This window comes from Amycolatopsis sp. NPDC104863, from assembly GCF_055582965.1.
The window spans coordinates 1296738-1311345 of sequence record NZ_JBVJOW010000001.1; the positions used below are offsets into that span (position 1 = coordinate 1296738).

General features: G+C 72.0%; 13 protein-coding genes. 5 read left to right on the forward strand and 8 right to left on the reverse strand.

What is annotated here, in order from left to right; translation table 11 throughout:
• Nucleotides 1–2: 2 nt before the first annotated feature.
• A complete protein-coding gene (locus tag ACZ63J_RS05685; RefSeq protein ID WP_465406902.1) occupies nt 3–2225 on the forward strand; it encodes a glycoside hydrolase family 15 protein in 2223 nt (740 codons plus the stop codon).
• Here the strand turns inward: ACZ63J_RS05685 and ACZ63J_RS05690 are convergent.
• Genes ACZ63J_RS05690 through ACZ63J_RS05710 form a run of 5 tightly spaced genes read right to left on the reverse strand, consistent with a single transcriptional unit; the run spans nt 2213 to nt 6604 of the window.
• Nucleotides 2213–3082 carry a hypothetical protein gene (locus ACZ63J_RS05690; protein ID WP_465406900.1) on the reverse strand — a complete coding sequence of 290 codons (870 nt, stop codon included), beginning with the start codon at nt 3080–3082 and terminating at the stop codon, nt 2213–2215. The two genes, ACZ63J_RS05685 and ACZ63J_RS05690, sit on opposite strands and share 13 nt — an antisense overlap.
• Entirely contained in the window at nt 3079–4371 is a 1293-nt protein-coding gene (locus ACZ63J_RS05695) for a hypothetical protein (RefSeq protein WP_465406898.1), read from the reverse strand. The genes ACZ63J_RS05690 and ACZ63J_RS05695 overlap by 4 nt, the downstream gene beginning before the upstream one ends.
• Before the next feature lie 37 nt (nt 4372–4408).
• Complete coding sequence (locus ACZ63J_RS05700; protein WP_465406896.1) at nt 4409–4711, reverse strand: DUF6403 family protein; 303 nt, start codon at nt 4709–4711, stop codon at nt 4409–4411.
• Nucleotides 4712–4736: 25 nt separating this feature from the next.
• The gene (locus ACZ63J_RS05705; RefSeq protein ID WP_465304736.1) at nt 4737–5606 is read right to left on the reverse strand and encodes an NAD(+)/NADH kinase; all 870 of its coding nucleotides are present in this window, start codon (nt 5604–5606) and stop codon (nt 4737–4739) included.
• Entirely contained in the window at nt 5603–6604 is a 1002-nt protein-coding gene (locus tag ACZ63J_RS05710) for an SPFH domain-containing protein (RefSeq protein WP_465406894.1), read from the reverse strand. The genes ACZ63J_RS05705 and ACZ63J_RS05710 overlap by 4 nt, the downstream gene beginning before the upstream one ends.
• A gap of 83 nt (nt 6605–6687) precedes the next feature.
• Between ACZ63J_RS05710 and ACZ63J_RS05715 the strand changes: the two genes are divergently transcribed.
• Nucleotides 6688–7365 (forward strand): NUDIX hydrolase, encoded by a 678-nt coding sequence (locus ACZ63J_RS05715; RefSeq protein WP_465406892.1) that lies wholly within the window; start codon nt 6688–6690, stop codon nt 7363–7365.
• Between the two features lie 340 nt (nt 7366–7705).
• Here ACZ63J_RS05715 and ACZ63J_RS05720 read toward each other — a convergent pair whose 3' ends face one another.
• Nucleotides 7706–8851: an FAD-dependent monooxygenase gene (locus ACZ63J_RS05720; RefSeq protein WP_465406890.1), complete on the reverse strand. Its 1146-nt coding sequence runs from the start codon at nt 8849–8851 to the stop codon at nt 7706–7708.
• Nucleotides 8852–8937: 86 nt separating this feature from the next.
• On the opposite strand from ACZ63J_RS05720, the gene ACZ63J_RS05725 reads away from it, so the two are divergent.
• From ACZ63J_RS05725 to ACZ63J_RS05735, 3 genes are all read left to right on the forward strand, one after another.
• Entirely contained in the window at nt 8938–9627 is a 690-nt protein-coding gene (locus tag ACZ63J_RS05725; protein ID WP_465406888.1) for a TetR family transcriptional regulator, read from the forward strand.
• Between the two features lie 74 nt (nt 9628–9701).
• Nucleotides 9702–10064, forward strand: a complete 363-nt coding sequence (locus ACZ63J_RS05730) for a nucleotide pyrophosphohydrolase (protein ID WP_465406886.1) — start codon at nt 9702–9704, stop codon at nt 10062–10064.
• Complete coding sequence (locus tag ACZ63J_RS05735; protein ID WP_465406884.1) at nt 10064–11119, forward strand: hypothetical protein; 1056 nt, start codon at nt 10064–10066, stop codon at nt 11117–11119. Before ACZ63J_RS05730 ends, ACZ63J_RS05735 begins: the two co-directional genes overlap by 1 nt.
• Here the strand turns inward: ACZ63J_RS05735 and ACZ63J_RS05740 are convergent.
• Together ACZ63J_RS05740 and ACZ63J_RS05745 are read right to left on the reverse strand one after the other, a co-directional pair.
• The gene (locus ACZ63J_RS05740; protein WP_465406882.1) at nt 11097–11699 is read right to left on the reverse strand and encodes a hypothetical protein; all 603 of its coding nucleotides are present in this window, start codon (nt 11697–11699) and stop codon (nt 11097–11099) included. The genes ACZ63J_RS05735 and ACZ63J_RS05740 overlap by 23 nt on opposite strands.
• 63 nt (nt 11700–11762) lie before the next feature.
• The gene (locus tag ACZ63J_RS05745) at nt 11763–14600 is read right to left on the reverse strand and encodes a glycoside hydrolase family 2 TIM barrel-domain containing protein (protein ID WP_465406880.1); all 2838 of its coding nucleotides are present in this window, start codon (nt 14598–14600) and stop codon (nt 11763–11765) included.
• Between the last annotated feature and the right edge of the window lie 8 nt (nt 14601–14608).

Sequence of the window (14608 nt, forward strand, 5' to 3'; positions counted from 1 at the left end):
TGATGATCAGGTGGAAAGCGGTCCTGGCCTGCGCCGGAGCGGGCGTGCTGCTCGCCGGCGCGCTGCCCGGCACGGCCCTCGCGAGCGGCACCGCGACCGACTGCTGCGGCGGTGGCGCCTCCTGGGCGACCGGCAACAAGTCCGCGCTCGGCACTTCGACGACCACCGGCAGCCCGGTGTGGTTCACCGTCGCCGACGGCGTGACCTCGGAGGTCTTCTACCCGCGCGCCGACGTCCCGAACCTGCAGGACATGCAGTTCGTCGTCACCGACGGATCCAGCTTCGTCGACCTCGAACGCGATGCCACCACCCACGTCGTCTCGATGCCCGACGAGAAAGTGCTCCAGTACACCGTCACCAACACCGCCAAGAGCGGCAAGTACCGGCTCACCACCGACTACGTCACCGACCCGGCCCGCGCGACGCTCGTCCGGAACACCCGCTTCCAGTCCCTCGACGGCGGCGCCTACCGCCTCTACCTGCTCGCCAACCCGTCGATGGCCGGCGGCGGCGCCAACGACAACGCGTGGTGGGACGGCACCGGCCTGGTGGCGAGCGGCACCGAGACGCTGTTCGGCGGCGCGGCCACGACCGTCGTGTCGGCGCTGCGCGTCTCGACCGGGTTCACCGCGCACGACAACGGCTACAGCGGCGCGGGCAGCGACTGCCTGGTCGACCTGCGCGCCGACAAGACCCTGAACAACCAGTTCGACACCGTCTCCGGCACCGGCAACGTCGTCCAGTGTGGACAGATCCCGGTCGGCACGGACACCACGTTCACCGTCGCCCTCGGCTACGGCGGCACTGCGGCCGCCGCGACCTCGGCGGCGACCGGGTCGCTGAGCAGCGGGTTCTCCGCGGTGGCGACGTCGTACCGCGGCGGCTGGAACTCCTATGTGGGCGGTCTGAAACCCGCCCCCGCCAGCGTTTCCGGCGACACCCAGCGGCGTCGCGCCTACTACGTCGCCGCGATGGCGCTCAAGACCGCCGAGGACAAGCAGCACCCCGGCGCGAGCGTCGCGGGCCTCGCGACGCCGTGGGGCAGCTTCACCAACGGCGACCAGCTCAACGACGGTTACCACCGCGTCTGGGGCCGTGACCTCTACCAGCAGGCGACCGGCCTGCTCGCCGCCGGCGACACCGCGCAGGCCAAGCGGATGGCCCAGTTCCTGTGGAACTCCCAGTGGATCGGCAGCCCGACCGCCGGGGACGGCACGACCTACCCGGCGGGCTCGTTCCCGCGCTACAGCCCGGTTTCCGGGGTCGCCGGGGCGAGCGCCCAGCAGCTCGGCTGCTGCGAACAGCTCGACCAGGACGCCGACGCGATCCTGCTCGCGTGGCTGACCGGCGTCACCGACGCCTCGACGTCCTCGAAGGTCAAGACGACGGCGAACCACCTCGTCGCGACCGGCCCGGACACCACCGAGCGGTGGGAAGAGCAGTACGGCAAGTCACCGTCGTCGATCGCCGCCGAGATCGCCGGGCTCATCGCGGCCGGCGCGATCGCCCGGGCCAACGGCGACACCGCGAGCGCGACGTCGTGGGAGTCCACAGCGGACTCGTGGCGCAACTCCCTGGCCGGCTGGACCGTGACGACGTCCGGCTACTGGGGTGGCCACACTTACTACGAGCGGCTCGACCGCGCCGGGAACCCCAACGACGGCGCGACGATCTGCTTCGACGAAGGCTGCTTCTACGAACACGACGTCACCGACTTCGGGTTCCTCGACCTGGTGCGTCTCGGCATCCGCCCGGCCAACGACACGACGATCGCGAACTCGGTCGGACCGACGGCCGCCGCGTCCGACGGCAACGCACCGATGCAGGTGACGCTGCCCAACGGTGACGTCTACTTCCACCGCTACCCGCACGACAACTACGGCGAGAGCACGTCGACCTGCAACGGCTGGCCCGCGGGCGGCAGCCAGCGTTTCGGCCGGCTGTGGCCGGTGCTGTCGGGGGAGCGTGGCCAGTACGAACTGGCCAACGGCCGCTCGGCGAGCGTCTACCTGAAGTCCATGGCGGACTCGGCGAACGACGGGTACTTCGTGCCCGAGCAGGTCTGGGACCGCGCGGACGTCGGCTGCTTCGGGCTGGGCCGCCCGACCGGCAGCGCGGGCCCGCTGATGTGGGCCGAGGGCCAGTACCTGCGGCTCGCGCAGAGCATGGACGCGGGCCACAACCTCGACACCCCGTCGATCGTCAAGTCCCGCTACGGCACCTGAGCGCCGAGCTTGCGGGCCCGGGTCAGCAGCTTCTCGACCCGGTCCCGCAGCTCAGGTGTCTCCCGGTCGAGATCCGGCAGCAGGTTCGTGTAGTCGGCCACGAGGGTCCGGTAGCTCCGGGCGAACTTGCTCGCGGGCTTCTGACGGGCGTAGCGCTTGTCGAGGTCGATGATCTCCTGGGCCAGCACGGCCGTGGCCGCCGCCAGCTCGGACCGCTCGTCCGCTTCGGCGTCCCGGCGTTCGCGCCGCGTCACCGCCACCTGGCCGGTCCGGCGGGCGACGACGTAGAGCGCCAATGAGCCCAGGACCACCGCGCCGACCGCGGCCGACGCGATCAGGTAGCGCGGCAGCGAGGGGCTGACCGTGCGGCCGCCGTCGGGGATCGCGCCGGACTTCACCAGCAGGTCGTAGTTGACGACCATGACCTTCAGCGCGTCCACCGGCCGGTCGGTGAACGCGTCGATGCCGTTGCCGATCATCGACTCCGCCACGTACGCCTTGCCGAAGTTCTCGTCGTCCCCGCCGGGCAGCTGCGAGCAGCCGTACTTCTTGAAGTCGTCGCCGTCGCGGCTGAGCATGACGGCGAGAGTGCCGTCGACCGCGGTGCCGAGGCTGTCGCAAGCGTCGCGCAGGTCCGCGCCCGGTTCGAGGAACGCCACCACCAGCCGCCGGTTGCCGATGACGCGTTCGGCGGCCGGCTGGTCGAGCGTGACCCCGGGCGCGGCGTACACGGACGCCGCGCGCAGCTGCCGGGCGACCGGGCCGTCGAACACACCCGCCGACCACACCGCCCAGCCCGCGAGCACGAGGCAGCCGAGCACCGCGATCCCGAACGCGGAGCGGAAGAAGCGGTTCACGCGAGCCTCCCTCGCAGGTACGCGGCGGGCCGGTAGTCCGGGCGGCCGAGCAGCCCGGCGGTGGTGTCCAAATCGGACTCGGCCGCGTCGAGCAGGCCGTGCACGTGCCGGTCCGGCAGTTTCTCCGTGAACGCCTCCCGGGCCGCCGTCAGCTGGGTGATCCCGCGGGTCAGGGCCGCGGCCGACGCGCCGTCGGTGAGCCCCGAGATCTCGACGGCGAGCGCGGTCAGCCCGGCCAGGCGCGCCGGGACGCCGGCTCCGGCGGGCCGGGCCGGCCGCACCACCCGGCGGGCCGAGAGGACGAGGAACCCGACCGCGCAGGCGGCGAACAGCCACGGCAGCGCGGGCAGCGCGACCCGCAGCGGGTCGAACGGCGTGTAGGGGAGCGGGCGGTCGAACAGCCCGGCGTAGCGGATGGCCGTGACGCGGTCGAGCCACGCGCCGAGGACATTGCGCTGGGGGTAGGCGTACGTGCTGAGGCGGTCGGCGAACTGGCCGTAGAAGCTCGCCGTGACGACGTCGGAGAAGGCGGCGGCCGACGGGCCGTCGTACTCGATCCACTGGCCGTAGATCGCGACGATCGGCCGGCCGGGGAACTCCTTCGCCAGCGCCGGTCCGAAGTGGACCAACGGCTGCCCGGCCGGTTGCTGCGGCAACGCGACGTACAACGGCTGCGCGCCGGGGAACGCGGCGGTCGTCGCGGGCACGTCCTTCAGCGTCGCACCGGGGGCGACGAACCGGCCGGTGCCGCGCAGCGCCGTGGTGGCTTCGGCCAGCTCGCCGGCCGTCGGGTCGCGCCGGGCGATCGGGGCCTGGTCCGGCGGCTCGGGCCGGTGGTTCAGGTGGGCGATCAGGGTGGTCAGCGACTCGGTGACGTCGCCGGTGGCGAACTGGTGGACCCACTCGCTCGCGCGGTCGGCCGAGGCCTGGAGGATCCCGCCGCTGACCTCGGTGCCGACCACACGGACGGTCGCCGCTTCGACGTCGTGCAGCCGGGTTTCGTCGTCCTTCTTGAGCCCGGGCGGAGCGACGAGGATCCGGTAGTCCGTGCCGCCGGCCGCGGCTTTCACGGCTTGGTCGTCCCAGGTCGCGATCGAGCCCGGCAGCCGCACGACGGGAGACGCCTTGAGCATCGCCGTCAGCTCGTCGTCCGACGGGATCGTGGCACCGCTCAGCTCACCGGCCGAGCCCTCGGGGATCGGGTCCTTCGCCGCCGGCGCCTGGCCGTAGCTGACGTCGGTGCTCTGCTTCTGCACGAGGAGGAACGTCACCAGCACGGCGACAGCCACCGCGAGCAGGCTCCACCGGAGTGCGTCCGGCCACCGGCTAGTCACGAGCGGCTCGCCAAAGCGCGTCGGCACGGCGTGCGTGCTCCTCGGCGGCTTGGGCGGCCCGCGCACCGCCGTGCGCGCCCGCGAGAGTCTCTGCCCGGGTCAGCAGCTGCTCGGCTTCGGGCAGGGGAGCGGCCGCGGCGTCCCGGCTCACGGCCGCGCTGTCGATCGCGGCCCGCGCGGCCGACCACGCCGTCCGCCGGCGCAGGTCGCGCTCCCGCAGGCGGGGCACCACGACCACGCCGAACCCGGCGGCGGCGATCACCACCGCGCCGAGCACCCACACCAGCCACGTCATCCGGCCACTTTCGCACGCCGGCCGATCACCGGACCAAGTGGACGGTCTTCGCCGCGGGCACGAACGTCGCCGTCTGGCCGCGGGTGAGGGCGACGCTGTCCGTCTCGAGGCCGTCGCCGAATGCCACCAGGCGGTCGGACTCGACCTCGACCGTCAGCGGCGCCGACGTCAGATCCCCTTCGGTGCACGTCGTTCCGGTCGTCGGTGACGGCCACGCCTCCCGCACGAACCAGACGAGCCGCTGTTCACCGGGCGCGGGCAGCCGGAGGCCGCTGCCGCGTTCCCGCCACACCGACCCGCACCAGCCGGTCGCACCGGTGCCCGTCCCGACCAGGATCCCCGACGACGCCTGGCGTTCCGCCGGCCCGCTCCCGACCCCCAGCCGGTAGCGGGCCGTCTGGTGCCCGGCGTGCCCGAGGTAGATCTCGTTGAGCGCGAGCAGCCGCTGGCCGTCGTCGGCGGTGAGCTCGGCCATCGTCCGGCGCTCGACGTCGCCGGTGGCGCGCACCAGGTCCGCGACGGCGGCGGCCGGGTGCTTGACCAGGACGCCGGGCGCGCCGGGGGCCACGCCGACCACCGGCTGGCCGTCGAGGTACTTGGCGACGTTGGCGACCAGCCCGTCCTGGCCGACGACCACCACGATGTCCTCCGGGGTGAACAGGAACCGGTCGAGGTCCGCGCGTTCGACCTCACCCCGGCGCCAGTCGAGCGGGATCGCCGCCGACGCCGAGGCGAGCGCCGCGCGCACGGCGGCGTCCGCCTCGGTCACCTCGGCGAGGTCACGGCCGCGCGTGCGCAGGAAGAACTCCGCCTGGCCGCGGGTGCCGTGCCGGGCCAGCAGCTCGGCCAGCTCGGTGCGGCGGTGCACCAGCACCACCCGCGGAGCGAGGCTCACGACCGCACGCCCAGCTTCGTCAGCAGCGGCGTGAGCAGGTCGGGCGTCAGGACCAGGCTGTCGATCTGCGGCAGGTTGCCGGCCAGCTCCTTCAGCGCCAGCCCGGTGAGTACGCCTTCCGGCAGGTCGCGGTAGGCCGCAAGACGGGCCGCCTCACCGGCCGCCTCCGCCTCGCCGAGCGCCTGCTTGCCCGCCGCCTCGACCGCGGTCAGCCGCTCCTTCCGCGACGCCTGCGCCTCGGTCTCGATGCGGCTCGCGGCGGCCGCCTCCTCGGCCTGCCGCCGGGCGTTCGCGCCCCGCTGCGTCAGCAGCTGCTCTTCGCGGCGCGCCAGCTCGATCTGGCTCTGCAGCTCGTTTTCGCTGATCGCGCGTTCCCGTTCGACGGCCATCGCGCGGCGCTCGTAGGTCGCCCGGTCGGCTTCCTGCTGCACCTTCTCCCGCGCGGTCGTCTGCAGCGCCTTCTCGACCTCCGGCTCGGCCCGGATGGCGACCACCCGCACGTCGAGGACGGATGTGCCGGTCTGCGCGAGCCGGGTGTCCTCCTCGGCCAGCCCGGCGCGGATCCGGTCGCGGACCGCGCTCACGCCGTCGACGAGCGCGGTGGCGAGGTCGATGCGGGTGAGGACCTCGAGGGCGTACTGCTGGACGTTCTCGGTGAGCAGCCCGCTGATCTGGCCGAGCGGGTCGCTTCTCCAGCGCCCGGTGCCGGGGTCGATGGAGAAGTCGATGCGCTGCGCGGCCACCGCCGGGTCCTCGATCCGGAAGGTGAGGGCGAGCTGGACGGTGACGTCCTGGAAGTCGGCGGTGCGCGCGTGGAACAGCAGGGGCAGCTCCCGGTCGTCGACCGGCACCTCCGAGACCACGGCGGTCAGCGGCCGGTACCAGAACGACAGCCCGATGCCGTCGTGCGCGAGCTTGCCGCGGCGGTGATGGCGGATGTGCACGGTGGGTGCGCCCCGCAGGTGCCGGAACCCGAACCGGCGGCTGATGTCGGCCATGTGCCCTCCTCTTATCGTCGCGGTGACGATATGCGGTGGGCGACCTAATCGTCAAGCTGACGATTAGGAGGTAGGGTGGTGGCATGGGTCACCCGCCGTTCGCCGTCACCGTGGATCTGGTCGTGCTCACCCTGACCGGGGACGAGCTGTGCGCGCTGGTGGTGCGCCGGGGAGTTTCGCCGTACCTGGGCGAATGGGCGTTGCCGGGCGGGTTCGTCCGCGCGGACGAGGACCTGTCGGAAGCGGCGCGGCGCGAACTGGCGGAGGAGACGGGCCTGGCGCCGGGAACCGTCCACATCGAACAGCTGGCGGGGTACGGCGCGCCGGACCGGGACCCGCGGATGCGGGTGGTGACCGTGGCGTACCTGGCGCTGGCCCCGGACCTGCCGACCCCGTCCGCGGGCACGGACGCAGCCGAGGCGCGCTGGGCCCCGGTGCGAGCGCTGGGCGGCGAGCACCTGGCGTTCGACCATGACCGGATCCTGGCGGACGGGCTCGAGCGGGCCCGGGCGAAGCTGGAGTATTCCCCGCTGGCCACGGCGTTTTGCGCCCCGGAGTTCACCGTGGCCGAGCTGCGGCGGGTGTATGAGCTGGTGTGGGACACGCGGCTGGATCCGCGGAACTTTCACCGGAAGGTGACGGGGGCGGAGGGGCTGTTGGAGCCGACGGGCCGGACGACGACCCGTGATGGGGGACGGCCGGCGCAGCTTTATCGGCGGGGGAAGGCGGAGTTGTTGTATCCGCCGATGTTGCGAGGTTGATCGCGCCCGGCCGGGCCTCGCGGTGCCGGGCCGGGCTGCGCCGCGCTGAGCCGGGCCACGCCGGGCGGGGCCACACCGCGCTGCGCCGGGCCGGGCCCCGCCGGACCAGGTTCCGTTGGACCAGGCCAGCTGGGCCGGGCCAGGCCAGCTGCCCAGCCCCGGCCCAGCTGGGCCGGGGCTGGCTGCGTTGGGCCGCGATCGCCGCCGCGCCGGGTCCCGATTGCCGCCGTGCCCGGCCCGGGCTGTGCCGGGCCGGGCCGGGCCGGGCCGAGTCGCGATCGCCGCCGCGCTGCGGTCGCCCGGGCGCGGCGGCTCACCAGCGCCGTTTCAACCCACCCCGTCAGGCCGCGCGGGCCGGAACCAGCTTCCGGGCCGCGCCCATCAACGGCAGCAGCCGCGTGCCGAAATTGCGCACCGCCAGCCCGCCGCGGGTCGCCGGGATCAGTAGTGCCGCGGCCGTGGAGACGTTGCGCTGCTTGGGTTCCACCAGCTTGCGGTGCGCCTCCTCGTAACGCCGGAACGCCGAGTCCGCGTCGTCCGGGGTCCGGCCCAGCTCCGAGGCCAGCGTGTACGCGCCCGCCATCGCCAGCGTCGAGCCGTCGCCGAACAGGGACACGCACGACGCCGCGTCGCCGGCCAGGGCGATGCGACCCGTGCTCCAACTGTCCATCCGCACCCGGCTCACCGCGTCGAAGTACAGGTCGTCGGCCTCCCGCACGCGCTCCAGCAGCTCCGGCACGCGCCACCCGGCGCCGTCGTACGCCGAGAACAGCATCCGCTTGTGCAGCGCCGTGTCCCGATAGTCGAACCCCGGCACCGCGTCCCCGCGGAACATGAACGCCGCGATCCCGTGCCCGCGTGACGGGTGGACCGCGACCGCCCGGCCCGGCGAGTTGTACATCAGAAGCTCGGTGCGGTCGGCCGGCGCCTCGGCGAGCGGCAGGGTCGCGATGTAGACGCCCATGTGCTCGACGAACGCCGCTTCCGCGCCGAACGCCAGCCGTCGCACGGCGGAGTGCAGGCCGTCCGAGCCGAGCACGAGGTCGAAACGCCGGGGCGCACCCCGCTCGAACGTGACGTTGACACCGCCATCGTCCTGGTGGAGCCCGGTGATCGAGTCGTGGAAGACGAACTCGGCGTCCTCGCTCGCCGCTTCGTACAGGATCGCCGCGAGGTCGGTGCGGGGCAGCTCGATGTCGGTGTCGCTGCCGAGCACGCTCATCGGGACGCGCCCGGTCCGGCGGCCGGCGTCGTCGACGAACTTCAGCGACGTCGCGTCGGTGCTGGCTTCGCGCAGCTTCGCGGTGATGCCCATCCGGTCGGCCACCTGCGACGCCGGCCCGCGGACGTCCACCGGGCTGCCGCTCGAGCGCATCCCGGCGGCGCGCTCGACCACGGTGGGCCGGAAGCCCGCGCGCGCCAGCCAGTAGGCCAGCGTCGGCCCGGCGACCCCGGCGCCGGAGATCAGTACGGTCTGCTCGTTCATCTGAACCCCCATCTCGGTCCTGACCATCGGTCAGTCCCGACCGTACGCTCCTGTCCATCGGTCAGGCAAGCGGCTAGGCTCGCGTGATGACGGACGACACCCGCGCCCGGATCCTGCGCGTCGCTCTCGAAGAGTTCTCGACGCGCGGCTACCACGCGACGTCGGTGCGGGAGCTGGCCGAGCTCGTCGGCGTCACGAAGACCGCGGTGCTCTACCACTTCCCGGGCAAGGCGGACATCGTCACGGCGCTCGCCGAGCCGATGCTGGCCGACGTCGAGGTGGCGATGGCGAAGGCGGCCGAGGCTGCCGACCCGCGCCGGGCCGCGATCGAAGGACTCCTCGACGTCTGGCTGAGCCACCGGTACCTGCTGCGGATGAACCTGCGCGACCTCGGCCTGACCGCGTCGGACACGGTGTTCGAGCGATTCCGCGACGGCATGTTGCAGGCGAACCTGCTGGTGGCGGGCCCGGAACCCGACCTCGTGGCGCAGGTGCGGGCAGCGCAGGCGATCGCGATGCTGAGCGACCCGGTGGTCCTGTTCGCCGACGCCCCGGCGGCCGAGCTGCGCGCCGCGGTCCTCGACGGCGTCGACCGGCTGTTCACCGCGACGGAGCCCAAGGCTCGCAGCCGCCGCGGCCGGCCCACGGTGATGAGCCCGGAGACGGTCGAGGCGGCCCAGCGCCTCTACGACGCGGGCCACGCCCCGGCCGACATCGCGGCCGCACTCGGCGTCTCCCGGGCGACGATCTACCGCCACCTACCCGGCGCGGAATAGTGAGACGACTTCTGAGACTTATTGAGACGACTCATGTGCCCGAGATCGCCCGCTCGGATCGGTAAGGTTCTTCCATGGATCTTGATGAGCTGACTCGGAGTCTGCGCGAGTTCGCTTCGGAGCGTGACTGGCACCAGTTCCACACGCCGAAGAACCTGGTCATGGCCTTGTCTGGCGAAGCGGGTGAGCTGTCTGCGCTTTTTCAATGGCTCACGGTCGACGAGGCTGAGCGTGTCATGGACGATCCCGCGACCGCGAAGGAAGTGCGGAACGAGGTCGCCGACGTGTTCGCCTACCTCCTGCGCCTTTCCGACGTTCTGGGTATCGACATCGCGGCGGCATTGACCGAAAAGATCGCGGTGAACGAGGGGAAGTACCCGGCCGATCTGGCGAGAGGCAATGCGGTGAAGTACGACAAACTGGGAATGGAGCACTAGTGCGGATCGCGCTCCAGCCGGCGGCTCTCAACGACCGGGAAGTGGCTCGTCACTTCCGCGACACGATCGACACCCAGGTTCGGCTGGCCGATCACTCGGACGTGATCGACCGGCAGGTCCTGGAGGCTCTGGCGGCGATCCGGCCGCGGGGAACCGTTCAACTCTGGGGAGCCACCCCGGGAACGACCGGCCGCAACGCGGGCAAGTGGAGGAGGCTCGCACCCGGTGACGGAGTCTTCTTCTACGGCGAAAAGAAGATCTACCTGGCCGGACACATCGCTCTGACGTTCCACAACCCCGTTCTCGCCGAACGGTTGTGGGGGAGGAACGCGGACGGGCTGACGTGGGAATTCATGTACGCCCTCGTCAACCTCCGTGACATCGTCCTGCCGATCGAGGAGGTGCGCGCGGCCTTGGGGTGGAGCAGCAGAGCGTTCATCCAGGGCTTCACGGTCATCGAAGGCGAGCAGGCCGAGAACCTGGTCGACCTCGCCAACCTCGACGACACGAGCAACATCCTGCGGCTGTGCGCTGCGCACGCGCGTCCGGTGGGGCCGGGCTCGACGGTCGCGCCGGACGGACCGACGGACAGTACGAGAACAGTCAACTGGCGACGTGAACACCCCAGCCTCAAGAGACGGCTGATCGAGCTGGCGGGCGACACCTGTGGTCTCTGCGGCAAGGAGTTCCCGCCGAATCTCCTGGTCGGCGCCCACATCAAGAAGCGTGCGTACTGCACGGAGGAAGAAAGGAAGGATTTTGACAACATCGGCATGCTCGCCTGCGTTCTCGGTTGCGACAGCCTCTTCGAAAGAGGCTATGTCGCAGTCGGCGAGGACGGGAAGATCCTGAAGAGCAATCTTGTCGCGACCTCCGACAGCGTGGCCGAATTCGTCCGCGACCACCTCGACGGCCGTGTCAGTCCCTGGTGGAGCGTGGGCCGCGACAAGTACTACGGCTGGCATCGGCGGCACGTTTTCGTGCAGGCTCACGACGTTGTTCCCCACGGTTCGGTGCCGGGATCGCTGAGACTTACTGAGACGGCTCCGCGGTGACCTCGATGGCGGGCAACGCCGAGAGCTGGTCGGCCGGCATCCGGGACGCCGTCTCGAAAACCTTCTGCTGATGGTCCTTGATCCGCTCGTCGACGAGCCGGCTCAGCTCGAAGGCGAGCCGGCCGGTCTGGCGGACCGTCACGTCGTCCACCAGCGGCCGCACGGCCGAGGTGATGACGATGCCCGCGGCCTCGCCGGTCTCGGTCTGGGAGACGCCGACGGAGTAGGACTCGCGCGGGTTGACCGCGCCATCGATCGAGAAGTCGCGGATCTTGCCGAGCAGCTCGTGCCACTCGGCGACCTCACCCTGCACCCCGGTCGCCTCGACGTCCGCCGGGGTCAGGTTCATGCCGCGGTCACCGGTGCGGAAGCAGCGCGCGTAGGAGTTCACCGCCGACACCCACAGCGACTCGACGAGGACGGCGTCCCGCCGGGGCCGTTCCAGCTCGGCCACCAGCCGTTCGCAGCACTGCAGCGTGAACTGGAGGTCGTCGAAGATCGCGACGAGATCGGCCAGGCCCAGCGCACCGGGCGTGGTCAGCAACCGCGCGCTCGACGGCGCCGTCGTGGAGTGGCTCATCCGGGGACGCTCCTGTCCTGGCGTGGACCTCCACGACACCGCATGCGGGCCGCCGCGGGGGTCTCAATTTGCGACACCACCCCCCAGCGGCCGGAACCAGAGCGTGAACGACGTCTTCTGCGGCGCCAGCCGGTACCGCGGCAGCACCCCGGGCCCGCACGACGCCGACCCCAGCCCGTGCTGCGCGACGTCCAGCGTCAGGTGCACCAGGTCACCGGCCACCAGATCCGCCGTGTGCCGGGCCTCCTCCAGCTGGGCTGCCGTCCAGCGGCGGGCCGTGAAGTCGAACGTCGGGGCGCCGTCGACGCGGATGCCCGCGCCCGAGGGGGTGGTCAGGCCGGCCCAGCGGGCCGCGGCCCGGTTGCCGTTTTCCTGGGGGTACACGTACGGCGTCTGCAGACCGTCGACGCTGCTGGAGAACCGGCCGATGCGCGCCGCCTGGTGGCTGTCCGGGTACGCCTCGCCCGGGCCGCTGCCGAACCACTCGGCCGTGCCGAGCTCGCCCGGGACGGCCATCGTGACACCCAGCCGGGGGAGTGTCTCCGGCAGTGCGCCGTCCGGGGTCACGTCCACGGTGAGCCGCAGGCGGTCGGCGAACGCCGTCCACGTGTAGTCCGCGAACAGCCCGAACGGCTGCGCCGGCGGGGCGACGCGGGTGCGGACCACCAGCTCGTCGCCGTCGGCGTCGACCGAGATCACCCGGTGCTGCATCCGGTGCAGCCCCGCGTCGAGCCACTGTGAAGCCTCGGACGGCCCGGGCGACAAGCCGCGGTCGTTGTCGGTCGTCGCGCGCCAGACGTCCAGGCGGGGACCCGTCACCGCGTGCCCGCCGAGCGTGGTCAACGCACCGGTCGCCGGGTCGAACTCGCCGACGCCCAGGACGAGCCGGCCGGCCGTACGGAACACCGGGCCGCGCGACGGGAGCAGCGCCGCCGCCGGGGCCTCCGACACCGGCAGCTGCCCCCACCCGACGACGTGGCCCGCGGGCGCCCATGACGTCGCGGCCTTCAGCGACGCCGAGACGGTCAGCCACGACTCGCCCGAGGTGGGCGGCAACGCGGGGAGCGGCACCGAAACGCTCTGTCCGGAGTGGACGACCGGGACGTCGAGAGTCCCCGAGGCGACCGCGGTCCCGGATTCCTCGAGCACCCAGGTGAAGGCGAGGTGCCCGGTCGTCGAGAAGTCGTAGTGGTTCGACACGCGGACACCGGCGAGATCGGCCGAGATCCGGACCGGCTCGATGATCTTCGCGTACTCGACCAGCCCCGGTGACGGCGTCCGGTCCGGGAACACCAGGCCGTCGATCACGAAGTTGCCGTCGTGGATCGGCTCGCCGAAGTCCCCGCCGTAGGCGAAACCGGCCGAAGTGGACAGACCGTGGTCGATCCACTCCCAGACGAACCCGCCCTGGCAGTTCGGGTACCGCTCGAACAGCTCGCGGTACTCCAGCAGCCCGCCCGGGCCGTTGCCCATCGCGTGCGCGTACTCGCACAGCAGGAACGGCAGGTCACGGCGTCGCTCGTTCTCGTCGTCACGCGCCCCGATCCGCGCGACCTCGGCGTGCGTCGCGTACATTCTGCTGTGGACGTCCACATAGGAACAGTCCTGGTCACCCTCGTAGTGCACCGGCCGGGTCGGGTCCCGGTGCCGCACCCACTCCGCCATCCGCGCCAGGTTCTCGCCGGTGTGGCTCTCATTGCCGAGCGACCAGAGGATCACGCTGGGCCGGTTTTTGTCCCGCTCCACCGTGCGCCGCATCCGGTCGAGGTAGGCGTCGGCCCACATCGGCTCGGAGCTCGGGTTGCGGTCCCAGCCCAGCGGCCCGAAGCCGTGGGTTTCGAGGTCGCACTCGTCGATCACCCAGAGGCCGTACTCGTCGCACAGCTCGAGGAACGCCAGGTCCGGCGGGTAGTGGCTGGTCCGGACGGCGTTGACGTTGTGCCGCTTCATGAGCAGGACGTCGGCGAGCGCGGTCTCGGGGGAGACGACCCGGCCGGTCCGCGGGTCGTGTTCGTGCCGGTTCACCCCGCGCAGCAGCAGGCGCCGCCCGTTGACCTTCAGCTGACCGTCCTCGATGGACACTGTCCGGAAGCCGATCCGCACCGGCACCCGTTCGGCCACAGTGGACAGCGTGCCGTCGTACAGCCGCGGCGACTCCGCGCTCCACGGCGAAACCGGCAGCTCCAGCGGTTCACCGGCCGGATGCCCGGTGACGCCCAGCGAAGGGATGTCCAGCACGACGTCCGGGCCGGTTTCGACGCGGACCGTGCCCAGGCCGGTGGTGTGGTCGTAGTCCGCGCGGACCCAGTAGTCGCCGATCCCGCCGGCGGGCCGTGCGAGCAGCGTCACGGACCGGAAGATCCCGGACAGCCACCACATGTCCTGGTCTTCGAGGTAGCTCCCGGCCGACCACTGGTGGACGCGCACCACCAGCACGTTCCCGGTCGGCCGCAGCAGGGCGCCCACTTCGAACTCCGACGGCAGACGGCTGCCCTTCGTGACGCCGAGCTCGGTGCCGTTGAGCCAGATCCGGCCGCACGAGTCGATCCCGTCGAAGCGCAGCAGCGCGGACCCCGCGGGCCAGGACGCGGGCAGGTCGAACCGCAGCCGGTGGTCCCCGGTCGGGTTCTCCGACGGCACGTGCGGGGGATCGACCGGGAACGGGTAGTGCACGTTGGTGTAGGCGGGCTTGCCGTGGCCGTGCAGCTGCCACAGGGACGGCACCGGCAGCTCGTCCCAAGTGGAGTCGTCCGCTTCGACCGGGTCGGGGGCGGCCGCGAGGCTGGGCGAAAGCCGGAACCGCCACACGCCGTTCAGCACCAGCGAGGGAGCGTCGGAGGTGAAGGCCGCGCGCGGGGGCACCGAACCGTGGCCGGGGCCCGGGTCTTCGACGTACGACATGGAGTCCT

Coding starts and splice junctions, on each gene's coding strand:
- ACZ63J_RS05740 (WP_465406882.1), bottom strand. CDS start 11,699: ATGAGCCACTCCACGACGGCGCCGTCGAGCGCGCGGTTGCTGACCACG.
- ACZ63J_RS05745 (WP_465406880.1), bottom strand. CDS start 14,600: ATGTCGTACGTCGAAGACCCGGGCCCCGGCCACGGTTCGGTGCCCCCG.
- ACZ63J_RS05685 (WP_465406902.1), top strand. CDS start 3: ATGATCAGGTGGAAAGCGGTCCTGGCCTGCGCCGGAGCGGGCGTGCTG.
- ACZ63J_RS05720 (WP_465406890.1), bottom strand. CDS start 8,851: ATGAACGAGCAGACCGTACTGATCTCCGGCGCCGGGGTCGCCGGGCCG.
- ACZ63J_RS05725 (WP_465406888.1), top strand. CDS start 8,938: ATGACGGACGACACCCGCGCCCGGATCCTGCGCGTCGCTCTCGAAGAG.
- ACZ63J_RS05730 (WP_465406886.1), top strand. CDS start 9,702: ATGGATCTTGATGAGCTGACTCGGAGTCTGCGCGAGTTCGCTTCGGAG.
- ACZ63J_RS05700 (WP_465406896.1), bottom strand. CDS start 4,711: ATGACGTGGCTGGTGTGGGTGCTCGGCGCGGTGGTGATCGCCGCCGCC.
- ACZ63J_RS05710 (WP_465406894.1), bottom strand. CDS start 6,604: ATGGCCGACATCAGCCGCCGGTTCGGGTTCCGGCACCTGCGGGGCGCA.
- ACZ63J_RS05715 (WP_465406892.1), top strand. CDS start 6,688: ATGGGTCACCCGCCGTTCGCCGTCACCGTGGATCTGGTCGTGCTCACC.